Here is a 23,564-nt window from a genome sequence, read left to right on the forward strand (position 1 = left end):
CGTCGCCCGCCTCACCCGGCGGGCGGCGCGGTCCCGCTCGGCCCCGCACTCCCGGTCGCGACGCCGTCGGGCTCGTCGGGCAGCGGCCGGCGGGCGGCGAGCAGCACCCCGCCGAGACCGAGCACCGCGCAGATCCCGGAGACCAGCAGCAGGGCCGGCGGTACGTGCCCGGTCACGGCGTCGCCGAGCGCGACGACGGCGATGGTGCTCGGCGCCGACCCGATCACGGTGCCGACCAGGTAGGGCCAGAACCGCACCTGGGACAGCCCGGACAGGTAGTTGAGCACCGCGAACGGCACCATCGGGATCAGCCGCAGCGACGTCACCGCGAGCACGCCGTGGTGGTCGAGCCTGCGGCGCACCCACACCGCGCGCGGGTGGCCGGCGTAGCGGGCGACGAGCCGCCCGCCGGTGGCCCGGACGAGCGCGAACGCCACGACCGCGGACAGCGCGGTCGCGAACAGGGTCAGCGCCGCACCGCCGACGGCGCCGAACAGCACCCCGGCGGACACGGTGAACACCGTCCGGGGGAAGGGCGGGACGTTCAGCGCGACCTGGAGCAGCACGAACACGACCGGGCCCCAGATCCCGGCGGCCTCCACGGCCCGGCGCAGCTCACCGAACCGGGGGACGGCGGACAGCCCCAGGGACCGGGCCACGAGTACGACGAGTGCGGCCGCGAGCACCAGCCCGAGGCAGCCCAGCAGAAACCGCCACCACCGCACGGAGATCACGGTACCGAGACCCGTGCCGGTGCCGTCGGCCGCGGTCGTCGCACGTGACCGGACTCCCCCGTGTGCGCCACCGGCCGCGGCCGTCCGCGTGGCCGGGCACCTCCGGGCGCGCCACCGGTCGCGGTCGGCGCGCGTGCCGCCCCGGTCGGCCGTGAGAGGCTGCCGACCATGAGCGACTCGGGTATCGACCCCGCCGAACTGGACGCCGACGGGCTGGCCGTGCGCCGCGAGGTCCTCGGCTCGGACTACGTCGACGCGGCGCTGGGCCGCGTCGACGAGACGACCGCGGACTTCCAGAAGCTGATCACCCGCTACGCGTGGAACGAGATCTGGACCCGCCCCGGGCTGGAGCGCCGGATGCGCTCGGCGGTGACGCTGACCGCGCTCGTCGCGCACGGGCACTGGGAGGAGTTCGAGCTGCACGTGCGGGCGGCCCGGCGCAACGGCCTGACCCGCGACGAGATCGTCGAGATCATCCTGCAGACCGCGATCTACTGCGGGGTCCCGGCGGCGAACTCGGCGTTCCGGATCGCGCAGCGCGTCCTGGCCGAGCCCGCTCCCGAGTAGTCCCTCAGCCGTCGGCGAGCAGCGCCTGCAGGTGCGGGACGAGCGCGCGCAGCGCGGTCCCCCGGTGCGAGGCGGCGTCCTTCTCCCCGGCGCTGAGCTCGGCCGAGGAGCGGTCGTCGCCCTCCGGGGCGAAGATCGGGTCGTAGCCGAAGCCGTTCTCACCCCGCGGGGCGCGCAGCAGGGTGCCGCGCCACGTCCCGTGCACCACGGTGCGCCCGGGCACGGAGGCCTCCGCGTCCGGGCCGCCGGTGCCGTCGGTGTCGCCGGGGGCGGGGTCGGAGTCGGGGCCTGCGGTGGCCGCGTCGGGCGTCACCAGCGCGGCGGCGCACACGAACGCGGCGCCACGGCGCTCGTCGGGGACGTCGGTGGTCTGCCCGAGGAGCAGCTGCAGGTTGGCCTCGTCGTCGCCGTGCCGGCCGGACCAGCGGGCGGAGAAGATGCCCGGCATGCCGTTCAGGGCGTCGACGGTGATGCCGGAGTCGTCGGCGATCGCGGGCAGCCCGGTCGCGGCGGCGGCGTCGCGGGCCTTGGCGAGCGCGTTCGCGGCGAAGGTCGCGCCGGTCTCGGGGGCCTCCGGGAACTCGGGGACGTCGGCGAGCCCGACGATCTCCACCCCGGAGAGCCCGGCGGCCTCGGTGATCCGGCGCAGCTCGACGAGCTTCTTGGCGTTGCGGGTGGCGAGCAGGATCTTCACGCCTCGCCCTCCCCCGCGGTGTCCGGGACGTCGGCGGCGGCCTGCGCGGCGATCTTCGGGTGCGGCGCGGCGAGCACCTCGACCTGCAGGCGCGCCAGCTCGGCGATCCCGGCGAGCGCGGAGTCCAGCATGGCGTCGAGGGTCGAGCGGGAGAACGTGGCGCCCTCGCCGGTGCCCTGGACCTCGATGAGGGTGCCGGTCTCGGTGGCGACGACGTTCGTGTCGACCTCGGCCCGCGAGTCCTCGGAGTAGGGGAGGTCGAGCCGGACGCGGCCGTCGACGACGCCGACCGACACCGCGGCGACCTGGCAGGAGATCGGCTTGGGATCGGACAGCTTGCCCTGCTCGCCGAGCCAGGTGACGGCGTCGCACAGGGCCACGTAGGCACCGGTGATGGCCGCGGTGCGGGTGCCGCCGTCGGCCTGCAGGACGTCGCAGTCGATCGCGATCGTGTTCTCGCCGAGCGCGCGCAGGTCGATGCAGGCGCGCAGGGACCGGCCGATCAGCCGGGAGATCTCGTGGGTGCGGCCGCCGATCCTGCCCTTCACCGACTCGCGCGACGAGCGGGTGTCGGTCGCCGAGGGCAGCATCGCGTACTCGGCGGTGACCCAGCCGAGGCCGGATCCCTTCCGCCACCGCGGTACCCCGTCGGTGACGCTGGCGGCGCACAGCACCTTCGTGTCCCCGAACTCCACCAGCACCGATCCCGCGGGGTGCTTCTGGAAGCCCCGGGTGATGGTCACCGGCCGCATCTCGTCGTCGGTCCGGCCGTCGGCCCTGCCCTCTGTTCGTGTCACCCGGCCATCGTAGGAAGCCGGTTCAGACCTCGAACACCGCGTCGGGCCGGGCGAGCTCGACGGTCCCGCCGAAGGCCGCCTTGGCCTCGGCGCCGAGGGACTCGCGGTCGAACCAGGCCGGGACGTGGGTGACGACCAGGCGCCGGGCCCCGGCGGCCGCGGCGTGCTCGCCCGCCTCCCGTCCGGACAGGTGCACCCCGGGCGGCCCGGCCTCGGCGTGCGGCCAGCTGGCCTCGCAGAGCAGCAGGTCGGCGTCGCGGGCGGCCTCGACGAGCCCGGGGCAGGCTGCGGTGTCCCCGGAGTAGGTCAGGACCCGGCCGCGGTGCTCGAGGCGCAGCGCGTAGGCGGGGCAGACGTGCACGACCTCGTACGCGGTGACGGTGACGGCGTCGTCCCCGGTGCCGACGGTGAACGGCTCGCCGACCACGAGGTCGTGGAAGGAGAAGACGTCGGTGAGATCGGTGCGGGCGTAGTCGGCCTCGGTGACGGCGTCGGCGCGGGCGAAGCGGGTGTGCGCACCGGCCGGGGCGTGCACGGCCAGCTTGCGCGAGGTCGCGTCGAACGGGGGCCGGGGGTGGTAGCGACGGTGCACCACCAGCGACGGGAAGTCCGAGCAGTGGTCGGGGTGCAGATGGCTGAACACCGCGGCGTCAAGGGAGAACGGGTCGGCGTGCCGTTGCAGGGCACCGAGGGTGCCGTTGCCGAGGTCGAGCGTGAGGCGGGTCGTCCCGGCCTCGACGAGGTAGCCCGATGCCGGGGACTCGGGTCCGGGGCCGCTGCCGGAGCACCCGAGAACGATCAGCCGCATGCGCGACCCTAACCCGTTCGTGAGGTACGCCGCAGCCACCAGAGCCCGACGAACGGCAGCACCAGCGGGACGAAGCCGTAGCCGGCGCCGAAGTGCGACCAGACCGTCTCGCGGGGGAAGTCGGCGGGGACGAACGTGGTGAACGCGCCGACGGCGAGCACGCCGACGAGCTCGAACACCACGGCGGACCAGGCGAGGCGGCGGAAGCCGGGGCCGGTGCCCGCCAGACCGACGGTGGCCAGGATGTAGACGAAGCCGGCGAGCGCGGACAGCGAGTACGCGAGCGGCGCCTCACCGAAGCGTTCGGCGATCTGCACGCCGGCCCGCGCCGAGGCCGAGAGCGCGAAGATGCCGTAGACGGCGATGAGGATGCGCCCGGGGCCGGTGGCGGTGGCGCGGGGCTCAGGCACCGGGCACCCCCGGGATCCACAGGCCCTGCAGGCGCAGCACGGCGACGAGCGTCCCGATCGCGCCGACGGCGATCACAGCGCCGCCCCAGCGGCTCGGCTCGGCGGTGGCGAACTGCAGCGCGATCACCGGGACGCAGACCGCGACGGCGAGGTAGATGAGGAAGGTCGACTGCTCGGGCAGGGTGACCCCGCCGAGCAGGACCCGGTACGCCGCGATCGCCGCCTGCACGACGATGAGCGCCACACAGATCCCGACGGCGACGGTGTGCACCCGGCTCGGGGGCCGGTTCAGCGCCGTCGTGACCAGCCCGAACAGCGCGGTGGCCGAGAGCGCCACGGTGATCACCAGGACGAGCGTTCCGATCACGGCGGGAACGCTACCCCCCGTTCCCGGTGCGGCGCGGAGGACCCGCCCGTCGCGGCCGGTGGTCAGGCGGACGGGAGCGCGGCGCCCGCGCGGCCCACGACCGAGCCGATCTCGGGGCCCAGGAAGCGGCGGCCGAGCCGGGCGAAGGGTTCCGGGTCGCCGGTGGCGAGGAAGCGGTGCGGCGCGGGCGGGGTCGTGTCGTCGCGCAGCAGGTCGTGCGCGTGCAGGGTCCGGACCAGGGTGCGGGCGGTCTCGTCGGCCGAGGACACCAGCGTCACGTCCGGGCCGAGGACGATCTCCAGCACCCCGGACAGCAGCGGGTAGTGGGTGCAGCCGAGGACGACGGTGTCGACCCCGGCGCGCTGCAGCGGCTCCAGGTACCCCTGGGCGACGCCGAGGACCTGGCGTCCGCTGGTGGTGCCGCGCTCCACGAAGTCGACGAACCGGGGGCAGGCCACCGAGGTGATCTCGGTGTCGCGGGCGGCGTCGAAGGCGTCGGCGTAGGCGCCCGAGGCGATGGTCGCGGCGGTGCCGATGACGCCGATCCGGCCGTTGCGGGTGGTGGCGACGGCGCGGCGCACGGCCGGGCGGACGACCTCGACCACCGGGACCGGGTAGCGCTCGCGGAAGTCGGCGAGACAGGCCGCCGAGGCGGAGTTGCAGGCGATGACCAGCGCCTTGACCCCCGAGTCGACGAGCTCGTCGCCGATCGCGAGCGCGAGGCGCCGGATGTCGGCGAGCGGGCGGGGCCCGTAGGGGCTGTGCGCGGTGTCGCCGACGTAGACGATCTGTTCGGCGGGCAGCAGGTCGATGACCGAGCGGGCGACGGTGAGCCCCCCGACTCCGGAGTCGAAGATGCCGATCGGGGCGTCGATACCGGGCGCGTCGCTCACACCCTAGGAGGGTAGGCGGTCGGCCTTCGCGACCCAGCGGGCGGCGACGACGCCGCCGATCGCGCCGAACAGGTGCCCCTGCCAGGAGACCATCGGGTCCGACGGCAGCACACCCCAGAGGATCGAGCCGTAGAAGAGGAACAGCACGACGGCGAGCAGGATCTGCCGTCCGTTGCGGGCCAGGAAGCCGCGGGTGAGCAGGAACAGGAACCAGCCGAACACGATGCCGGAGGCGCCGAGCACCGGCAGCGGCGAGGTCAGCCACACCCCCAGCCCGCTGATCACCCAGATCGTGGCGGTGACCGCGACCCACTGCACCGGCCCGCCGGACATGGCGAGGAACCCGAAGATCAGGAACGGCAGACTGTTGGCGGCGAGGTGCGCCCAGTCGCCGTGCAGCAGCGGCGCGGTGAGGATCCCCGCGAGGCCGTCGGTGCTGCGCGGGTAGATCGCCGCGGCGGCGTCGACCATCCCGCCGGACGCCTGGTCGACCGCCTCGATCGCGTAGAGCGCGGCGGTGAACGCCAGCATGATCACCGCGGCGCGCACCGGCGCGGGCGGCAGCACGCGGGCGGGGCGGCCGTCCGGGAGTGCGGTCATGTCCCCCACGGTACCGGCACGGCCGCCCGCTATGCCCGTTGTGCCCGGTTCAGGCCCAGAGGTGCCCGTCGATGCCCTGCGCGGCGGTCCCCAGGTCACCGGAGTACGCGCCGGTGGACAGGTACTTCCAGCCGCCGTCACACACGATCATGACGACGTCGGCGCGCTGCCCGGCGTCGAGCGCCTTGTTCGCGACGCCGAGTGCGGCGTGCAGGATCGCGCCGGAGGAGATCCCGGCGAAAATGCCCTCCTGCTCGACGAGCTGGCGGGTGCGACGCAGCGCGTCGTAGGAGCCGACCGAGAACCGTCCGGTCAGCACGGTCTCGTCGTAGAGCTCCGGGACGAAGCCCTCCGAGAGGTTCCGCAGGCCGTAGACGAGCTCGCCGTACCGCGGCTCCGCCGCGACGACCTGCACGTCGGGCTTGTGCTCGCGCAGGTAGCGCCCGGCGCCGACGAGGGTGCCGGTGGTGCCGAGCCCGGCGACGAAGTGGGTGATCGACGGCAGGTCCCGCAGGATCTCCGGGCCGGTGCCGCGGTAGTGCGCGTCGGTGTTGGCCGGGTTGCCGTACTGGTAGAGCATCACCCAGTCCGGGTGCTCGGTGGCGAGCTCCTTGGCGACGGCGACGGCCTGGTTTGACCCGCCCGCCGCCGGCGAGGAGATGATCTGCGCGCCGTACATGGCGAGCAGCTGCCTGCGCTCGGAGGAGGTGTTCTCCGGCATCACGCAGATGATCTCGTAGCCCTTGAGCCTCGCGGCCATCGCCAGCGAGATCCCGGTGTTGCCCGAGGTGGGCTCCAGGATCGTGCAGCCGGGCGTGAGCAGCCCCTGCTTCTCGGCGTCCTCGATCATCGCCAGCGCGGGCCGGTCCTTGATCGAGCCGGTGGGGTTGCGGTCCTCCAGCTTCGCCCACAGCCGCACGTCCTCCGACGGCGACAGCGACGGCAGCCCGACCAGCGGGGTGTCGCCGACGGCGTGCAGCAACGAGTCGTAACGCACGGGTTCTCCTCACACGACGGCACCGGGCGGGGACGCCGCCCGGTGCCGGGGTCCGGTGGGGCTCAGCGACCGCCGGCCACGGCCGGGAGGATCGTGAACGTGGAGGACTCCGTGACCGGGGCCTCCAGGCCGCCGGCGAAACGGATGTCCTCGTCGTCGACGTAGATGTTGACGAAGCGGTGCAGCTTGCCGTCGGTGATCAGACGGTCCTTGATGCCGCTGTGCCGCGACTCCAGGTCGTCGATGACCGCCGAGACGGTGTCGCCCTTCGCCTCGACGGTCTTCTCACCGTCGGTGTGCGTGCGAAGGATGGTGGGGATGGAGACGGAGACGGCCATCTCGGTGATCACTCCTGGTGGGTCGCTCTGGCGTGGATTTCTCACGCGCGACAACGCGGCCGGAGTACGGCGACATTCCCGCGCGACCTCCGGCGCGGGTGCGCGAGAGGGTCGATCAGGCCCGGTCGGGCACGTCGTCGGAGCCGGTGTGGGAGAACATGTAGGACTCCACGACCGCCAGCTCGTCCTCCACGACCTCGCCGTCGGCGAGGTGGTAGGAGCGCACCTCGGGCTCGGCGTCGGCGGTGGCGAGGCCCACGATCAGCCAGTGCTGGTCGGGGGTCCACTCCATCTGGGCGACGTCCTTGGGCGACGGGTAGGCCTCGGGCAGACCGGTGTGCGCCACCGGCCGCCGCGGCAGCCGCGTGTGGGAGTGGACGACGAGCATGCGGCGCTCACCGGCCGCGTCCAGCTCGCGCTCCAGGCGGATGTCCTCGGCCGGGGCGAAGGCGAAGTCGCTCGCCACCTCGTCGGCGTTGGTCATCGGCACGTAGCGCTCGGGGTGCTCGCCGGTCTCGGGACCGACGAGCTGCCCGCACGACTCGACCGGGAAGTCCCGGCGGGCATGCGCGACGATCGCATCGACGAGGTCGGACCGGAGGACGAGCACGACCCGAGGATACGCGGCCCCGGCCGCGGGACCGAACACCCGCCGGGCCGGAACCGGCCGTTCACGCACCCGACACCACGTTCTGTGATCCCGGCCACGGCCTCCCGTGCAGGGGTGCGTCCATACTGCCCTGCGTGCCCCCCTCCGGTCGCCGTGTCGGATTCGTCCTCGCCGCCGTGCTCGTCGTCGTCCTCGCGGTCGCGGTCACCGTCGAGGCGGTGACGCTCTCGGGCCGCCCCGCCGCGGGCGCGCCCGGCTCCGGCACGGTGCGGCTCATCGCGCTCAACGACCTGCACGGCAACCTGGAGCCGCCCTCGGGGTCCTCGGGCCGGGTGACCGACGACGCCGGCGCGCAGGTCGAGGCCGGCGGCGCCGCGTTCGTCGCCGCGCACATCGCGGCGCTGCGGGCGCAGGCCCCGGCGAGCGTGGTGCTGTCCACCGGCGACAACGTCGGCGCGTCCCCGCTGGCGTCGGCGCTGTTCCGCGACGAGCCGACCGTCGAGGTGCTGGAGCGGATCGGCGTCGCCGCGTCCGCCGCGGGGAACCACGAGTTCGACGAGGGCATCACCGAGCTGCGCCGGCTGCAGCGCGGCGGCTGCCACCCGGCCGACGGCTGCCGCTTCACCCCGTCCTACGACGGCGCGTCGTTCCCGATCCTGTCGGCGAACGTGACCGAGGGCGGGAAGCCCGCGCTCGCCGCGTCGACGGTGGTGGAGGCGGGCGGCGCCCGGATCGGCGTCATCGGCGCCACCCTGTCCGAGCTGCCCGACCTGGTCTCCCCCGACGGCATCCGCGGACTGGAGGTCGGCGACGAGGTCGCCGCGGTCGACGCGGCGTCGCGCGAGCTGACCGCACAGGGGGTGCGGGCACAGGTGCTGCTGCTGCACCAGGGCGACGAGGCGACCGGCGACGGCGGCCCGGACGCCTGTGCGATCGAGCCCGGCGGGCCGGGGTCGCGGATCGCGGCCGCGGTGTCCGCCGACGTCGACGCGGTGTTCTCCGCGCACACCCACCAGCAGTACGCGTGCTCGGCGACCGACCCGGCCGGGAACCCGCGACCGTTCGTGCAGGGCCTGTCGTTCGGAAGGCTGCTCTCGGTGGTCGACCTCGCCCTGACCGGCGACGGCGACGTGGACCGCGCCGCGACCGGCACCGCCCGCAACGTGGTGGTCACCCGCGACGTCGCCCCCGACCCGGCGGTCGCCGACGTCGTCGACCGTGCGGTCGCGCAGTCGCGGCCGCTGGCCGAGCGCCCGGTCGGCACCCTGGCCGGCCCGCTGCTGCGCGCGGCCGCGCCGTCGGGACTGTCCCCGCTCGGCACGGTGATCGCCGACGCCCAGCTCGCCGCCTCGCGCGGCGACGGCGCACAGCTCGCGCTGACCAACCCGGGCGGGGTGCGCGCGGACCTGGTGCCCGGCGCGGGCGGGCGGGTCACCTACGGGCAGGCCTACACCGTGCAGCCGTTCGGCAACATCCTGCAGACCATGACGCTCACCGGCGCCCAGCTGCGCGCGGTGCTCGACCAGCAGTTCACCGTCGACGACGGTCCGACGGTCCTGCAGAGCTCGTCGAACCTGCGCTACACGGTGGTGGCCGGGAACCGGGTCGGTGACATCTCCATCGGCGGCGTCCCCGTCACCGACGACGGCCGCTACCGGGTCGCGACGAACAACTTCCTGTCCGCGGGCGGCGACGGCTTCGACACCTTCACCGCCGGGACCGAGCTGGTCGGCGGCCCGGTGGACCTCGACGCGTTCGTCGCGTACCTGGGCGCGAACCCGGGCCTCGCCGCGCCGTCGACCGACCGGATCGTGCGCCGTTGAGGGGCGGCCGGGCGGGTCAGAGCCCGCGGACGCGGACCCGGACCAGGGAGTCCTGCACGTAGGTCAGCCAGTGGTAGACGCCCAGGTGCTGGGCCCGCGGGTCGTCGTCGGGCAGCTGCTCGGGCATGTCCTCGTTCACGTCGAGGGCGGTGCCGAGCGCGAGCCGCACGTCGTTGAGGGCGGCCAGCCAGGCGTCGGCCTGGGCCTCGGTGAGCTCGAGCCGTCCGCCCGCCTCGGGCAGCGTGTCCAGCACGGTCGCCGCGGCGGTGTCCTTGGCCTCGATCAGCGACGGCTCGTGCAGCGAGCGCATCCCGCCGGCGAGGTCGGAGTCCTCGGTGGTGAAGTCCGGCAGCAGCCGGGCCAGCACCCGGTCGGTCGGCCGCGACGTCGGGCCGGTGCGGATGCCGGTCAGCTCGGCCAGCTCGTCGGTGGGCGCGAGCTCGGCACGACCGGCGAGCATCTGGCGGATCTCGACGAACAGGCCCCGCAGGACGACGGCCTCCTCACCGGAGAACCCGGACGTGTAGCGGACGCGGTCGCCCCGCCCGCTGCGCTTCCAGCCGTTCACGCTCAGGCCCGCTGCATGGTGGCCCACAGGCCGGCCGCGTGGAGCTGGGCGACGTGGCCCTCCACGGTGTCCTTGTCCCCCGCCGACACCGCGGCGCGTCCCTTGTGGTGCACGTCGAGCATCAGCGCGGTGGCCTTCGCCTCGGGGTAGTGGAACACCTTCTGCAGCACGTAGGTCACGTACGACATGAGGTTGACCGGGTCGTTCCAGACGATGGCCTGCCACGGCGTGTCGGGGCCGGCGGACTCGTCCAGGTCGGGCGTGACCTGCTCGGTGGGCGCCGGGGACGGCGCTGGGGACGGCGCGGACATGCGCCCCATGGTGGCACAGGAGCCGTAGGCTCCCGGCCATGACCGGCACGGCCCTGCTGACCGACCGCTACGAGCTGACGATGGTGGCGGCGGCCCTCGCCGACGGCACCGCGGAACGCCACTGCGTCTTCGAGCTGTTCGCGCGCCGCCTGCCCGACGGGCGCCGCTACGGCGTCGTCGCCGGGACGGGGCGGCTGCTGGAGGCGCTGGAGCGCTTCCGGTTCTCCGCCGCCGACCTGGAGTTCCTCGCCCCGGTCGTCGACGCGGCGACCCTGGAGCGCCTGGGCGACTACCGCTTCTCCGGCGACGTCGACGGCTACCCGGAGGGCGAGCTGTACTTCCCCGGCTCCCCCGTCCTCACCGTGACCGGCACCTTCGCCGACGCGGTGATCCTGGAGACCGTCGCCCTGTCGATCTACAACCACGACTGCGCGATCGCCTCGGCGGCGGCCCGGATGGTGACCGCGGCGGCAGGCAGGCCGCTCATCGAGATGGGCTCGCGGCGCACCCACGAGGAGGCCGCCGTGGCCTCGGCCCGGGCCGCGTACCTGGCGGGCTTCGCGACGACGTCGAACCTCGCCGCGGGCGCCCGGCACGGCATCCCGACCGCGGGCACCGCCGCGCACGCCTGGGTCCTGCTGCACGACGACGAGCCGGCGGCCTTCGCCAGCCAGGTCGCCGCGCTGGGCACCGGCACCACGCTGCTCGTCGACACCTACGACATCCGCCGCGGCATCGAGTACGCCGTCGCGGCCGCCGGGCCCGGGCTGGGTGCGGTCCGCATCGACTCGGGCGACCTCGGCGAGCTGGCCCGCCAGGCCCGCGAGCAGCTCGACGCGCTCGGCGCCACCGGCACCCGGATCGTGCTCTCCGGCGACCTCGACGAGTACGCGATCGCCTCGCTGCGCGCCGAGCCGGTCGACTCCTACGGCGTGGGGACCTCGGTGGTCACCGGGTCGGGCTCGCCGACGGCCGGGATGGTCTACAAGCTCGTCGAGGTCGACGGGCGCCCGGTGGCCAAGCGGTCGAGCGCGAAGGAGTCCCGCGGCGGGCGCAAGGCGGCACTGCGCCGGTTCAAGCCGACCGGGACCGCGGTCGAGGAGGTCGTGTACCCCTACGGCACCGACCCGGTCCTCGGCCCGCACGACCGGGTGCTGCCGGTGCCGCTGGTGCGGGACGGGAAGGTCGTCGCCGACGACGTCGTCACCGGGCTGGAGGCCGCCCGGGAGCGGCTGCGGACGGCGCTGGTCGCCGTACCGTGGGAGGGGCTGAAGCTGTCCCGCGGCGAGCCTGCGATCCCGACCACCTTCCTCACCGGGAGCTGAGCCATGGCACGAGCGTTGATCGTCGTCGACGTCCAGAACGACTTCTGCGAGGGCGGCGCCCTCGCGGTGGCCGGTGGGGCCGCCGTGGCCGCCGGGATCGGGCCGCTCGCGACCGGTGGCCGCGACGGGCGGGTCTACGACCACGTCGTCGCCACCCGGGACGTGCACGTGGACCCGGGGCCGCACTTCTCCGACACCCCGGACTTCGTCGACTCCTGGCCGCCGCACTGCCGCGCGGGGACGCCGGGCGCGTCGTTCCACCCGGCACTGGACGTGGCGCCGATCGAGTGCGTCTTCGACAAGGGCGCCTACACCAGCGCCTACTCCGGGTTCGAGGGCGCGAGCGCGAACGAGTCGGGCACCCCGCTGGGCGACTGGCTCACCGAGTACGGGGTGACCGAGGTCGACGTCGTCGGCCTGGCGACTGACCACTGCGTCCGGGCGACCGCGCTCGACGCGGCCCGGCTCGGGCTGGCGACGACGGTGCTGCTGCACCACTGCGCCGGGGTGGCACCGGAGACGACGGAGCGGGCGCTCGCTGCGCTGACCGAGGCCGGCGTGGAGCTCCGCACCGCCTGACCCCCGGCGGCCCCGGCGCCGGACCGGCCGGGCACGCGCTCGTGGCGCGCACCCGGCCGGGTGCCGGACTCGGTGCCGGACTCAGTGCCGGTCGGCGGTGCCGACCGGGGCGGGCCGGTCGTCGTCGGGCCGGTCGACCGGGGCGAGGGGGTCGACGACGGCGACCGGGACGGGCTCGGCCCGGTCCCCCGCCCCGTCGGCCGACGCGGCGGCGGTCGCGGCGGGGTGGGTGCCGTCCGGGGAGGCGGGCTCACCGGAGTCGTCCTTCGCGAAGGACCCGACCTTCACGTAGAAGTCGTCGCCGTGGTTGTCGGTCGCCCACTCGACGGCCTGCTCCATCACCTCGGCGCTCTTCTCGGCGCGCAGGATGACCTTGTCCCGGCGCACGTCGCGGTGCAGCGCCAGGCACAGCAGCACCATGATCACCACGAACGGCGCGGCGACCAGGATCGTCAGGTTCTGGATGCCCGACAGGGCGTCCTCACCCCCGGTGACCAGCATCAGCACCGCGACCGCGCCCATCGCGGCACCCCAGAAGACCACGACCCACCTGCTCGGCTCGATGGTGCCGCGCTGGGACAGCGTGCCCATCACGATCGACGCGGCGTCGGCGCCGGACACGAAGAAGATCGCCACCAGGACCATCACGAGCAGGCCGGTGGCCGTGGCCCACGGGTAGGCGTCGAGCATCTGGAAGAGCTGGACGTTGGAGTCGTCGGAGAACTGCGCACCCTGCTGGGCCTGCTCGACGGCGGCGCCGCCGAAGATGCAGAACCAGACCAGCGAGACCAGGCTCGGCGCGAGGATGACGCCGCCGACGAACTCACGGATGGTGCGCCCGCGCGAGATCCGCGCCAGGAACATGCCGACGAACGGCGTCCACGAGATCCACCACGCCCAGTAGAAGACGGTCCAGCTCGACAGCCACTCGAGCATCGGCTCGCCGCCGACGGCCTCGGTGCGCCCGACCATCTCGAAGAACTGCGCGAAGTAGGCGCCCAGCGCGGTCGGCACCAGGTCCAGGATGATCACCGTCGGGCCGACGACGAACACGAACAGCGCCAGCGCCCCGGCCAGCACCATGTTGGTGTTGGACAGCCACTGGATGCCCTTGGCGACGCCCGACACCGCGGACAGGATGAACGCCGCGGTCAGCACGACGATGATCGCGGCGAGCACGCCGGCCCCCGGCACCCCCTCGACCCAGCCGACGGTCTGCATGCCGCCGCCGATCTGGAACGCGCCCAGACCGAGGGACGCGGCCGAGCCGAACAGCGTCGCGAAGATCGCGAGGATGTCGATCGCCCTGCCGATCGCCCCGTCGGCGGCCTTCTGCCCGATCAGCGGGACGAACGCCTGGCTGATCAGCTGCCGCCGGCCCCGGCGGAAGGTGGAGTAGGCGATGGCGAGGCCGACGACGGCGTAGATCGCCCACGGGTGCAGCGTCCAGTGGAACAGCGACGTCGCCATCGCGACCTGCATCGCCTCGGTCGTCGCCGGCGCGGCGGACCCGGGCGGCGGGGAACGGAAGAAGGTCAGCGGCTCGGTGACCCCGAAGAACATCAGCCCGATGCCCATGCCGGCGGAGAACATCATCGCGATCCAGGAGACCGTGCGGAACTCGGGCTCCTCGTCGTCGGCGCCGAGCTTGATGCGCCCGAAGCGGCTGAAGGCCAGGAACAGCGCGAACGCGACGAAGGCGGTCGCGGCGAGGATGAAGCCCCAGCCGCCCCCGCGCATCAGGGCCTCGATCATCCCGGACGCGGTCGTACGCAGGTTCTCCGGCGCCGCGACCCCCCAGACGACGAACAGCAGCGCCAGCGCGGCGCCGATCCCGAAGACCGTCCAGTCCGTGCGGGGGCGCTCCGGGGGCGCTCCGGGGTCCTCGGTACACGACCGGGGATCGACTTGCGTCATGACGTCTCCACCTCTGTCCGGGTGCGGGGGAAGTGCGGTCCGTGCGCCGCTCCGTGGGTCGTGCGGTCCCGCGGCCGGGATCGCCGGCGCGACGGGTGCGGGGGCGGGTCCCTCCCGGCCGCGCAGGCGGCGCCGGAGGGGCGGCGGCCGGCCGGGACCGCGCCCGGCCTCACCTGCTCCCCATCAGATACTCGATTAATATATCTGTGCACGTTATGATGGTCCCGAAGCGGCGGTCAAGACCCCACCGGCCGCTCGGAGCCCGCCGACACCGGAGTCGCCACCGTGCCCCCAGCAGTTCCGTCGCCCCACCCGGGACGACCGGCCCACACCCCGGGCCTGCACGAACACCACTACCGCGACCCCTTGACACCGACCCGGGAGACGCGCTCCCATCGTGGTGCGCATTGAGCGACTCGTTGCTTGTTACGCAACAGTTTCCCGTGTTTCTCGTGAGTTTCCGCGGCCCCGATCGCCGCCGTCATCGCGTCGGAATCCCACTGCAGGAGGTGATCCGCTGTGCCGCAACGCTTCCACCGTGACCGCACGCCGGTCGCCTCCGGCGCCCGGCCGTCGCGTGGACCCCCGGTCCCGCGGCGCCGGCCTCCGTAACACCCCGACGCCGTCGCGATCCCGAGCTCGGCCCGCCGGAGGCCCACCCGTCGACGGCACCCGACCCCGCACCCCGCCCCGCAGCCGCACACCCGACCGTCGCCCACGAGGAGTACCGCCATGACGACCGGTGAGTTGTCGACCCCCGCCACCGAGGGGCAGAGCCTCCCGGACAGCCTGCGAGAGACCCTCGCCGGCCACTACTACACCGACCCCGCGATCTTCCGGGCCGAGCAGGACAACATCTTCCACAAGACGTGGTTCTGCGCGGTGCTGGCCGCGGACCTGGACAAGCCCGGCGCGTTCGAGACCGTCCAGATCGGACGGGAGAGCGTGATCGTCACGCGGGCCAGGGACAACTCCGTGCGGGCCTACCTCAACGTCTGCCGGCACCGCGGCGCGCGGCTGTGCACGGAGGAGAAGGGCGAGGTCAAGCGCTCCTTCCAGTGTCCGTACCACGCCTGGACCTACGGCCTGGACGGCAAGCTCATCGCGGCGCCGAACCTCAGCTCGATGCCCGACGTCGACAAGGTCGAGTACGGCCTGCACACCGTGCACGTCCGCGAGTGGCTGGGCTACGTCTGGCTGAGCCTGGCCGAGGAGCCGCCCTCGTTCACCGAGACGGTGATCGGTGACGTCACCACCCGGCTCGGCTCGCCGGACGCGATCGTCGGCTACGACGTCGAGAACCTGAAGCTCGGCCGGCGCATCTCCTACGACGTCAAGGCGAACTGGAAGCAGATCGTCGAGAACTTCATGGAGTGCTACCACTGCGCGACGATCCACCCCGAGCTCACCGAGGTGCTGCCCGAGTTCGCCGACGGCCTCGCCGCCCAGTACTTCGTCGGGCACGGTGCGGAGTTCGGCGAGGAGATCAAGGGGTTCACCGTCGACGGCTCGGAGGGGCTCACCCGCATCCCGGGCGTCGCGCAGGAGCAGGACCGCCGCTACTACGCCATCACCGTGCGGCCGTCGGTGTTCATCAACCTGGTCCCCGACCACGTGGTGTTCCACCGCATGTTCCCGCTGACCGCCGAGCGGACCCTGGTCGTCTGCGACTGGCTCTACCTGCCCGAGGTCGTCGACTCCGGCGCCGACATCGACCGCTCGGTGGAGCTGTTCCACCGGGTCAACGTCCAGGACTTCGACGCCTGCGAGCGCTGTCAGCTCGCGATGGACTCGCGCTCCTACGAGAAGGGCGGCGTGCTCGTGCCCAGCGAGCACCACATCGGCGAGTTCCACGACTGGGTGCGCGACCGGGTGGGCTGATCCCCGCTCCGTCCCGCACCACCACGACCGCCCCGCCCGGCCCGCCGGCGCGGGGCGGTCGCGTGTCCGGGGCCGGGCCGGGGACGCGGGGTCAGAGGTGGCGGCGGAAGAACCCGACGAGCGCCGCGACGGCCCGGTCCACGTACTCCGGCACGTCGTACATCTCGTAGTGGCCCGCGCCCTCCACCACGACCACGTCCTCCGCATTCGGGGCGAGCCGCGCCAACCGCTCGCCGTCCTCGTACTGCCCGGTGCTCCCCCGGCGACCGGCCACCACCACCTGCAGCGGGCAGGTGAGCAGCAGGTCGACCAGGCCGAAGGCGTCGAACCCGATCAGCAGGGGGTCACTGCGGCGCAGGCGACGGTTGGTGGACCGGCCGTGGTGCCCGCGGGACGTGCGGTAGTAGGTGACCGCCTGCAGCGTGTCGGGGTCGGTGATCCCGGCCGTCGCCGCGTCCTCCACGGTGTCGGGGAGCCACGGCACGCGCTCGGGCTCCCCCGCGGCGACCTCCGCGACCCGCGCGGAGGCGAGGTCGTCGAGTGCGGCACCGTCGGCGCCGCCGCGCCGCCGCGCGGCGCCGATGTCCACCGCGACCACGGTGCCCAGCGCCGCGATGCGGTGGTCGGTCCGGGCGGTGTGGACGGCGTAGCCGCCACCGGCGCAGATCCCGAGCGCCCCGATCCGCGCCGGATCGACCCCCGCGACGACGCTCAGTGCGTCGACGGCGCAGGAGACGTCAGCACTGCGCCGGTAGGGGTCCTCCAGGTCGCGGGGCTCGCCGCCGCTGGCGCCCTGATGGGCCGGATCGAACGCGAGTGCGACGAACCCGGCGGACGCCAGCCGCGCGGCGTAGCCGGCGGCGATCTGTTCCTTGACGCTGCTGCCCGGGCCGCAGAGCACGACCGCGGCGTGGGAGCCCGCCGGATCGAACCCCTCGGGGAGGTACAGCGCACCCGCGAGGTCGACGGGGCCGGCCGGGATCACGAGGGGACGGGGCATCCGGGCGACCTCCGGGTAGGTTCGGGCGTCTCGCACGACGTACGAGACCACAATAAGTTCGATATTGAACCAGTTCGAAACCGTACCACCTGGGGAGAGCACTGTGCCGTCGACGGACGCCGCCGAGCTGTGGAAGCTGAACCACCGGCTGCTCACCCGGGTCCTGCACGCGGCGACCCCGGAGCTGGAGCGACTCGGGCTCGGCACGAAGGAGTTCTTCGTCCTCGACGAGATCGACACGAGCCACTACCCGGCCGAACTGGCGCAGCGGCTGATGCTGCCGAAGGCCAGCGTGACGCAGTACCTGCGCACGCTGGTCGACGCGGGCCTGGTGCGGCGCGAGATCGACGACGCGGACCTGCGCCGGCACCGGCTCGCCGTCACCGAGCAGGGCCGCGCCGTGCTCAGCACCGCGCTGGACGCCCTCGCCGCGGAGTTCGCACGGATGACCGACCGGATCGACGGGCAGGACCGCGCGGCCCTGCGACGGATCCTGCGGGCGCTGCTCGACGCCGACACCCCGGGGCACTGACCCTGGCGGGACGCGGACGGCCCCGCCCCCGCGGTGCGGGGACGGGGCCGTGGAGGCCGGGAGCGGCGTTACCGGAAGACGACCGTGCTGCCGCCGGTCAGCAGCACCCGTCGCTCGCAGTGCCAGCGGACCGCACGGGACAGGGCGAGCGCCTCGGCGTCGCGGCCGACCATCTGCAGGGCCTTCGGGTCGTAGGAGTGGTCGATCCGGATCACCTCCTGCTCGATGATCGGGCCCTCGTCCAGGTCCGGGGTGACGTAGTGGGCGGTGGCGCCGACCTGCTTGACGCCGCGCTCGTAGGCCTGGTGGTAGGGGCGGGCGCCCTTGAAACCGGGCAGGAACGAGTGGTGGATGTTGATCGCCCGGCCCTCGAGGGCCTTGCAGGTCTCGTCGGAGAGCACCTGCATGTAGCGGGCGAGCACCACCAGCTCGGCGTCGAACTCGTCGACGAGCGACAGCAGCCGCGCCTCGGCCTCGGGCTTGGTCTCCGCGGTCACCGGGACGTGCACGAACGGCAGCCCCGCCGCCTCGGCCATCGGGCGCAGGTCGGAGTGGTTGGACACGACGGCGACGATGTCGGCGCCGAGACTGCCGGCCCGCCAGCGGAAGATGAGGTCGTTGAGGCAGTGGCCGAGCTTGGAGACCATCACCAGGATCCGGGCGGGGACGCCGTCGGTGAAGGTGAAGCTCATGCCGAACTCCGCCGCGACGGCCTCGAAGTCGCGGCTGACGGCGTCGAGGTCCACGTCCTGCTCCGCGCCGACCTGGGTGCGCAGGTAGAGGCGGCCGCGCAGCGGGTCGTCGAACTGCTGGTACTCACCGATGTCGCAGCCGTGCTCGAACAGGAACGCGCTGACCGCCCGCACGATGCCGGTGCGGTTCGGGCAGTCCAGGGTCAGGATGAAGGAACGGGACACGGCGGCCTCTCCTCGGTCGGACGCGGTCCGCGGAGACCGCGGCACGCTGTAGATAGTGCATTGATATATCAGTCTCAGTCAAGAGGTGTGGGCCCGTCCGAGGACTGTTAACCACACATGTCGCGTTAACATGCGACGGTGACCGCTCTTCCCGACGACGCCGAGCCGGAGTACACGTCCCTCGCCGACAAGGCGTACACGGTGATCCGGGATCGGCTGATCATGCTCGACATCCCGCCGATGACGGCCATCGACGACGTCGCCCTCGCGAAGTCCCTCGAGGTCGGTCGCACCCCCGTCCGGGAGGCGCTCAAGCGGCTCGAGATCGACCGGCTGGTCGTCTCCTACCCGCGCCGCGGGACGTTCGCGACCGGCGTCGACATCACCGACCTCGCCTACATCTCCGAGATCCGTGTGCAGCTCGAGCCGCTCGCCGCGCGCCGTGCCGCCGAGTACTCCGGCCCCGCGACCCGGGCCGACCTCGCCGAGCTCGCCGACACGATCGACCGGATCGACGTGCGCACACTGGACCGCGACGAGCTGATGCGCTGGGACCTGCACGTGCACCGGACGATCTACTCCGCGGCGGCCAACCCGCACCTCGAGGACACCCTGATCCGCTACGACAACCTGGCGACCCGGATCTTCTGCCTGTTCCTGGACCGGATGACCGACTTCGACCAGCACGTCGGCGAGCACTCGGGGCTGCTGCGGGCCATCGCGGGACAGCAGGCCGACGAGGCGGCCGAACGGGCCCGCGCGCACGTCATCGGGTTCGAGAAAGCGGTCCGCCAGGTCGTCTGAGCGGGGCTCAGACGTGGGCGCGCGCCGAGCGGACGGTGTGCGCCAGCAGCAGCGCCGTGGTCACCGGACCGACACCACCGGGCACCGGCGTGAGCGCCCCCGGCCTCCGCGCGACGTCGACCGCGTCGACGTCGCCGACCAGGCTGCCGTCGGGCGCGGTGTTGGTACCGACGTCGACCACGACCGCGCCGTCGGCGACGTGCTCGGCGCGGATCAGCCCGATCCGCCCGACCGCGACGACCAGCACGTCCGCGGTGCGGGTGTGCTCGGCGAGGTCCTTGGTGTGGCGGTGGCAGATCCCGACCGTCGCGTCGCGCTGCAGCAGCAGCTGGGCGGTCGGCTTGCCGACGACCAGCGAGCGCCCGACGACGACCGCGCTGCGCCCGGCCAGCTCGACGCCGTGGTGGTCGAGCAGCTCGAGCACCGCGGCCGCGGTGGCCGGCGGGTAGGCCGGCAGGCCCGCGGCGAGCCGGCCCGCGGACAGCGGGTTGGCGCCGTCGACGTCCTTCTCCGGGACGATCGACGCGGCCAGCTCCTCGACCCGCGCTCCGTCGGGCAGCGGGGTCTGCAGGATGATGCCGTGCACGGTGTCGTCGCTGCTCAGGCGGGCCAGGGTGGCGCCGATGAGCTCGGGCGCGGCGTCCGGGCCGAGGTCGACGACCTCGCACTCGACGCCGACCCGGCGGGCGGCGCCGGACAGCGAGCGGACGTACCAGCCGGCGCCCTCGTCGGCGGTGGCGACGACGACGGCCAGCCGCGGTGCGACGCCGAGCAGGGTGAGCGCGGCGGCCTCGGCGTGCACGCCCTGGCGCAGCTCGCGGGCGCGCGCGGTGCCGTCGAGCACGACGTGGTCGGGGTGGGGGGGCGGCGGGGTGGGGGCCTGCGGGGTCATCGGCGGATCTGCTCCCGTACGTCGTCGGTCACCTTGTCGGCCCGGCGCAGCAGGTCGTCGACGCCGGTCAGTGCCGCGGACAGCTCGCTGCGCGCCGGCGGGTCGGTGAGGCCCGCCAGGTTGATCTCGACGTTGAGCCGGGCGGTGCTGGCCGCGGCCCGTGCGGCGTCGGCCGCCGCTCCCACGTCGCTGATCACGTTGGGGTTGCCGATCGGCCGCAGCCGCTCGGCGAGGTCGACCACCTGCTCCGCGGCGCGGATGACCTGCGCCGGGATCCGTCCCGCCTCGACCAGTGCGGCGGCGATCGCCGCGGTGCGGACCCGCTTCGCCTCCTCGGTGTCGCGCGGGAGTGCGTAGGCCGCGCCGACCGCACCGAACGCGCGGGCGTCGTCCTCGGCGAGTCCGAGGCCGGTGATGCGCAGCGCGTCGGCCCGGTTGCGGATGTCGAGGACGGCGTCGGCGTGCTCGGCGTAACGCTCGCCGTCGGTGTAGCGGGCGACCATGCCGAGCAGGGCGGCGGCCTGGGCGAGGTGCAGGCCGGCCGTCGCGCCGCCCCCGGGGGCGGGGACGCGGGCGGCCAGGTCCCAGAGGAACCGGTCGAGGGTGTCGGAACGCATGGGGGTCCTTCCGTGCGGCGGTGCGACGGGCGGGGTGGCACGTCGGGGCCCGGGGCCCGGCGGGTGGGCCGGGCCCCGGGTCGTGCGGGTCAGCGCCGGATGCGGCTCATCTCCGGGTCGAACAGCGGCTCGGCCGCGACCGAGGCGCGGATCCGGCGGTCGAAGTACTTGATCTCGACCGCTCCCCCGACCGGCAGCCCGGCGGGCAGCCAGGCGTAGGCGATCGGGGTGCCCAGGGTGTAGGCGTACGCCGCGGAGGTGACGTAGCCGGCGGGCTGTCCGTCGACGAGGACGGCCTCGTGACCGAGGACGACGCTGCGGCCGTCGTCGATCGTGAGGCAGGTCAGCCTGCGGGTGACGGCGTCCGGGTCGATCTTCTCGACGGCCTCGCGGCCCACGAAGTCGCCCTTGGTGTGCGGGCGGACGGCGAAGCCGAGCCCGGCCTCGTAGGGGTTGTGCTCGGTCGAGACGTCGGCACCCCAGGAGCGGTAGCCCTTCTCCAGCCGCAGGCTGTTGAACGCCGCACGCCCGGCGGCGACGACGCCGAGCGGGCGCCCGGCCTCGTACAGCACGTCCCACAGCTTCCGGCCGTACTCGGCGCTGGTGTAGATCTCCCAGCCGAGCTCACCGACGTAGGACAGGCGCATCGCCGTCACCGGGATACCGGCGATGTGCGCGGACATCGCGCGGAAGTACTTCAGCCCCTCGTGGGAGAAGTCGTCGCCCGACAGCGGCTGCACCAGGTCGCGGGCCAGCGGGCCCCAGACGCCGATGCAGCAGGTCCCCCCGGTGATGTCGCGGACGACCACCGAGTGGTCGTCGGGCAGCGCGCGGCGCAGGTGGTCCAGGTCGAGGTGGGAGTTCGCACCGACCTGGAACAGCTGCTCGCCCAGCCGGGCGACGGTGAGGTCGCTGCGGACGCCGCCGGCCTCGTCGAGCATCAGCGTGTAGGTGACCGCGCCGACCGACTTGTCCATCTTGCCGGTGGTCAGGCGCTCCAGGAACGCGCACGCACCCGGTCCGGACACCTCCAGGCGCTTCAGCGGGGTCATGTCGTACATCGCGACGGCGGTGCGGGTCTTCCACGCCTCGACCGCGACGACCGGCGAGTGGAACATCGCCGACCACGCGTCGCGGGACGGGGCACGCCACTGGGCCGGCATGTCCTTCGCCAGCGCGGCGTTGGCCTCGTACCAGTGCGGGCGCTCCCAGGCGTGCGACTCCAGGAAGAACGCCCCGAGCTCACGCTGGCGGTCCACGAACGGGCTGGTCCGCAGGTCGCGCGGGGACAGCTTGGGCTGCAGCGGGTGCAGCACGTCGTAAATCTCGACGAAGTTCTGCTGCGAGGTCTCGTCGACGTAGGCGTCGGTGGTCTCGATCTCGTCGAAGCGGTGCACGTCGCAGCCGTGCAGGTCGAGCTCGCTGCGGCCCTCGACGAGCAGCTGCGCGACCGAGCGGGCCACGCCCGAGGAGTGGGTGACCCACACGGCCTCGGCGATCCAGAAGCCGGCGACGTCGGCGGACTCGCCGATCAGCGGGCCGCCGTCGGGGGTGAAGGAGAAGACCCCGTTGAAGCCGTGCTCGATCTTCGAGCGCTGCAGGCCGGGCAGCAGCTGCGTGCTCTGCTCCCACTGCAGCGCGAAGTCGTCGGAGGTGAAGGGCAGCATCGAGGGCTGGGTGCGCTCGCCGACCTCTCCGTCGCCGACCTCGGGCAGCTCGGAGATCGACACCGGCATCGGGCGGTGGGCGTAGGAGCCGATGCCGATGCAGTCGTTGTGCTCGCGGTAGTAGAGGTCGGCGTCCTGGTGGCGCAGGATCGGCAGCCGCGCCTCGATCAGCTCGTCGTTGCGGCCGACGAGCTGCTCGACCTGGGTGGTGCGGGCGTACTGGTGGGCCAGTGGCAGCAGCGGCACCCGCATCCCGACGAGCTTTCCGAGCTCGCGGCCCCAGAACCCGGCGCAGGACACGACGATGTCGGCGGGGACGGTCTCGCCGTCGGCGGTCTCGACGCCGGTGACCCGGCCGCCGGACTGCGCGATGCCGGTGACGCGCACCGAGCCGCGGAACACCGCGCCGCGGGACTCGGCGCGCCGGGCCAGCGCGACGACCGCGCGGGCCGCCTTCGCGAGACCGTCGGTCGGGGTGTGCAGACCGCCGAGCACCTGGTCGGCGTCGAGCAGCGGGTGCAGCCGCGCGCACTCGGCGGCGTCCACGACCGACGCCGGGACCCCGCGGGAGACCGCCCAGCCCTGCTTGCGGTGCAGGTCGGCGAGCCGCTCCGGAGTGGTCGCGACCTCCAGGCCGCCGACCTGGTTGAAGCACCAGCCGCCGTCGACGTCCAGGCTCTTCAGCTTCTCGACGGTGTAGGTCGCGAACGCGGTCATGGTCTTCGACCCGGTGGTCTGGAAGACCAGGCCGGGGGCGTGCGAGGTGGAACCGCCGGTCAGCGGCAGCGGCCCCTGGTCCAGGACGGTGACGTCGGTCCAGCCGCGGGTGGTGAGCTCGTCGGCCAGGTTCGCCCCGACGATCCCGGCTCCGATGATGACGACACGGGGGGTCATGGTGGTCTCCTTCTCGGTGGTC

At 73.6% G+C, this 23,564-nt stretch carries 26 protein-coding genes; 7 read left to right on the top strand and 19 right to left on the bottom strand.

The window, feature by feature from the left end; genetic code table 11:
* Nucleotides 1–11 precede the first annotated feature (11 nt).
* Complete coding sequence (locus ND486_RS18585) at nt 12–725, bottom strand: TVP38/TMEM64 family protein (RefSeq protein ID WP_251785504.1); 714 nt, start codon at nt 723–725, stop codon at nt 12–14.
* Between the two features lie 177 nt (nt 726–902).
* Here ND486_RS18585 and ND486_RS18590 point away from each other — a divergent pair, with 177 nt between their 5' ends.
* The gene (locus tag ND486_RS18590; RefSeq protein WP_208825034.1) at nt 903–1,301 is read left to right on the top strand and encodes a carboxymuconolactone decarboxylase family protein; all 399 of its coding nucleotides are present in this window, start codon (nt 903–905) and stop codon (nt 1,299–1,301) included.
* 4 nt (nt 1,302–1,305) lie between these two features.
* On the opposite strand, the gene ND486_RS18595 is transcribed toward ND486_RS18590, so the two are convergent.
* From ND486_RS18595 to ND486_RS18640, 10 genes are all read right to left on the bottom strand, one after another.
* The gene (locus ND486_RS18595; RefSeq protein WP_251785505.1) at nt 1,306–1,995 is read right to left on the bottom strand and encodes a non-canonical purine NTP pyrophosphatase; all 690 of its coding nucleotides are present in this window, start codon (nt 1,993–1,995) and stop codon (nt 1,306–1,308) included.
* Nucleotides 1,992–2,792 carry a ribonuclease PH gene (gene rph / locus ND486_RS18600; protein WP_224403355.1) on the bottom strand — a complete coding sequence of 267 codons (801 nt, stop codon included), beginning with the start codon at nt 2,790–2,792 and terminating at the stop codon, nt 1,992–1,994. Before rph ends, ND486_RS18595 begins: the two co-directional genes overlap by 4 nt.
* A gap of 22 nt (nt 2,793–2,814) precedes the next feature.
* Nucleotides 2,815–3,600: an MBL fold metallo-hydrolase gene (locus ND486_RS18605; protein ID WP_251785506.1), complete on the bottom strand. Its 786-nt coding sequence runs from the start codon at nt 3,598–3,600 to the stop codon at nt 2,815–2,817.
* Nucleotides 3,601–3,608: 8 nt separating this feature from the next.
* Nucleotides 3,609–4,010: a hypothetical protein gene (locus ND486_RS18610; protein ID WP_073576166.1), complete on the bottom strand. Its 402-nt coding sequence runs from the start codon at nt 4,008–4,010 to the stop codon at nt 3,609–3,611.
* Nucleotides 4,003–4,377, bottom strand: coding sequence for a hypothetical protein (locus ND486_RS18615; RefSeq protein ID WP_073576167.1), 375 nt, complete (start codon nt 4,375–4,377; stop codon nt 4,003–4,005). The genes ND486_RS18610 and ND486_RS18615 overlap by 8 nt, the downstream gene beginning before the upstream one ends.
* 62 nt (nt 4,378–4,439) lie before the next feature.
* Nucleotides 4,440–5,270 carry a glutamate racemase gene (murI, locus tag ND486_RS18620; RefSeq protein ID WP_062400757.1) on the bottom strand — a complete coding sequence of 277 codons (831 nt, stop codon included), beginning with the start codon at nt 5,268–5,270 and terminating at the stop codon, nt 4,440–4,442.
* A 3-nt stretch (nt 5,271–5,273) separates the two neighbouring features.
* The gene (locus ND486_RS18625; protein WP_208825042.1) at nt 5,274–5,870 is read right to left on the bottom strand and encodes a rhomboid family intramembrane serine protease; all 597 of its coding nucleotides are present in this window, start codon (nt 5,868–5,870) and stop codon (nt 5,274–5,276) included.
* A 49-nt stretch (nt 5,871–5,919) separates the two neighbouring features.
* Nucleotides 5,920–6,867 carry a cysteine synthase gene (locus ND486_RS18630; protein ID WP_251785507.1) on the bottom strand — a complete coding sequence of 316 codons (948 nt, stop codon included), beginning with the start codon at nt 6,865–6,867 and terminating at the stop codon, nt 5,920–5,922.
* 62 nt (nt 6,868–6,929) lie between these two features.
* Nucleotides 6,930–7,205, bottom strand: a complete 276-nt coding sequence (locus tag ND486_RS18635) for a MoaD/ThiS family protein (protein ID WP_062404265.1) — start codon at nt 7,203–7,205, stop codon at nt 6,930–6,932.
* A 115-nt stretch (nt 7,206–7,320) separates the two neighbouring features.
* Nucleotides 7,321–7,815, bottom strand: a complete 495-nt coding sequence (locus ND486_RS18640; RefSeq protein ID WP_100880863.1) for a M67 family metallopeptidase — start codon at nt 7,813–7,815, stop codon at nt 7,321–7,323.
* A 134-nt stretch (nt 7,816–7,949) separates the two neighbouring features.
* Here ND486_RS18640 and ND486_RS18645 point away from each other — a divergent pair, with 134 nt between their 5' ends.
* Entirely contained in the window at nt 7,950–9,638 is a 1,689-nt protein-coding gene (locus ND486_RS18645) for a bifunctional UDP-sugar hydrolase/5'-nucleotidase (protein ID WP_251785508.1), read from the top strand.
* Nucleotides 9,639–9,654: 16 nt separating this feature from the next.
* Here ND486_RS18645 and ND486_RS18650 read toward each other — a convergent pair whose 3' ends face one another.
* Both ND486_RS18650 and clpS read right to left on the bottom strand, forming a co-directional pair.
* Nucleotides 9,655–10,206: a DUF2017 domain-containing protein gene (locus ND486_RS18650; protein WP_251785509.1), complete on the bottom strand. Its 552-nt coding sequence runs from the start codon at nt 10,204–10,206 to the stop codon at nt 9,655–9,657.
* 2 nt (nt 10,207–10,208) lie between these two features.
* The gene (clpS, locus tag ND486_RS18655) at nt 10,209–10,517 is read right to left on the bottom strand and encodes an ATP-dependent Clp protease adapter ClpS (protein WP_060710877.1); all 309 of its coding nucleotides are present in this window, start codon (nt 10,515–10,517) and stop codon (nt 10,209–10,211) included.
* 38 nt (nt 10,518–10,555) lie between these two features.
* On the opposite strand from clpS, the gene ND486_RS18660 reads away from it, so the two are divergent.
* Together ND486_RS18660 and ND486_RS18665 are read left to right on the top strand one after the other, a co-directional pair.
* Entirely contained in the window at nt 10,556–11,842 is a 1,287-nt protein-coding gene (locus tag ND486_RS18660) for a nicotinate phosphoribosyltransferase (protein ID WP_251785510.1), read from the top strand.
* Nucleotides 11,843–11,845: 3 nt separating this feature from the next.
* Nucleotides 11,846–12,421, top strand: coding sequence for an isochorismatase family protein (locus tag ND486_RS18665; protein ID WP_251785511.1), 576 nt, complete (start codon nt 11,846–11,848; stop codon nt 12,419–12,421).
* A gap of 81 nt (nt 12,422–12,502) precedes the next feature.
* Here the strand turns inward: ND486_RS18665 and ND486_RS18670 are convergent, their stop codons facing one another.
* Nucleotides 12,503–14,338, bottom strand: a complete 1,836-nt coding sequence (locus ND486_RS18670; protein ID WP_251785512.1) for a BCCT family transporter — start codon at nt 14,336–14,338, stop codon at nt 12,503–12,505.
* A 732-nt stretch (nt 14,339–15,070) separates the two neighbouring features.
* Here ND486_RS18670 and ND486_RS18675 point away from each other — a divergent pair.
* Nucleotides 15,071–16,219, top strand: coding sequence for an aromatic ring-hydroxylating dioxygenase subunit alpha (locus tag ND486_RS18675; protein ID WP_251785513.1), 1,149 nt, complete (start codon nt 15,071–15,073; stop codon nt 16,217–16,219).
* A gap of 91 nt (nt 16,220–16,310) precedes the next feature.
* On the opposite strand, the gene ND486_RS18680 is transcribed toward ND486_RS18675, so the two are convergent.
* Nucleotides 16,311–17,219, bottom strand: a complete 909-nt coding sequence (locus tag ND486_RS18680; RefSeq protein WP_251785514.1) for an alpha/beta hydrolase — start codon at nt 17,217–17,219, stop codon at nt 16,311–16,313.
* Nucleotides 17,220–17,322: 103 nt separating this feature from the next.
* Between ND486_RS18680 and ND486_RS18685 the strand changes: the two genes are divergently transcribed.
* On the top strand, nt 17,323–17,751 hold the full coding sequence (locus ND486_RS18685; protein WP_251785515.1) for a MarR family transcriptional regulator: 429 nt from the start codon (nt 17,323–17,325) through the stop codon (nt 17,749–17,751).
* A 68-nt stretch (nt 17,752–17,819) separates the two neighbouring features.
* Here the strand turns inward: ND486_RS18685 and purU are convergent, their stop codons facing one another.
* Nucleotides 17,820–18,668 carry a formyltetrahydrofolate deformylase gene (gene purU / locus ND486_RS18690; protein WP_251785516.1) on the bottom strand — a complete coding sequence of 283 codons (849 nt, stop codon included), beginning with the start codon at nt 18,666–18,668 and terminating at the stop codon, nt 17,820–17,822.
* Nucleotides 18,669–18,806: 138 nt separating this feature from the next.
* Between purU and ND486_RS18695 the strand changes: the two genes are divergently transcribed.
* The gene (locus ND486_RS18695; protein ID WP_208825059.1) at nt 18,807–19,472 is read left to right on the top strand and encodes a GntR family transcriptional regulator; all 666 of its coding nucleotides are present in this window, start codon (nt 18,807–18,809) and stop codon (nt 19,470–19,472) included.
* A gap of 7 nt (nt 19,473–19,479) precedes the next feature.
* On the opposite strand, the gene ND486_RS18700 is transcribed toward ND486_RS18695, so the two are convergent.
* The 3 genes from ND486_RS18700 to ND486_RS18710 form a co-directional block, all read right to left on the bottom strand.
* Nucleotides 19,480–20,364, bottom strand: a complete 885-nt coding sequence (locus ND486_RS18700; RefSeq protein ID WP_251785517.1) for a bifunctional 5,10-methylenetetrahydrofolate dehydrogenase/5,10-methenyltetrahydrofolate cyclohydrolase — start codon at nt 20,362–20,364, stop codon at nt 19,480–19,482.
* Nucleotides 20,361–20,981: a cyclodeaminase/cyclohydrolase family protein gene (locus tag ND486_RS18705; protein ID WP_251785518.1), complete on the bottom strand. Its 621-nt coding sequence runs from the start codon at nt 20,979–20,981 to the stop codon at nt 20,361–20,363. Before ND486_RS18705 ends, ND486_RS18700 begins: the two co-directional genes overlap by 4 nt.
* Nucleotides 20,982–21,070: 89 nt before the next feature.
* Nucleotides 21,071–23,542, bottom strand: a complete 2,472-nt coding sequence (locus tag ND486_RS18710) for an FAD-dependent oxidoreductase (RefSeq protein ID WP_251785519.1) — start codon at nt 23,540–23,542, stop codon at nt 21,071–21,073.
* Nucleotides 23,543–23,564 lie beyond the last annotated feature (22 nt).

The sequence above is a fragment of the Pseudonocardia sp. DR1-2 genome, from assembly GCF_023717215.1.
Lineage (GTDB): Bacteria > Actinomycetota > Actinomycetes > Mycobacteriales > Pseudonocardiaceae > Pseudonocardia > Pseudonocardia alni.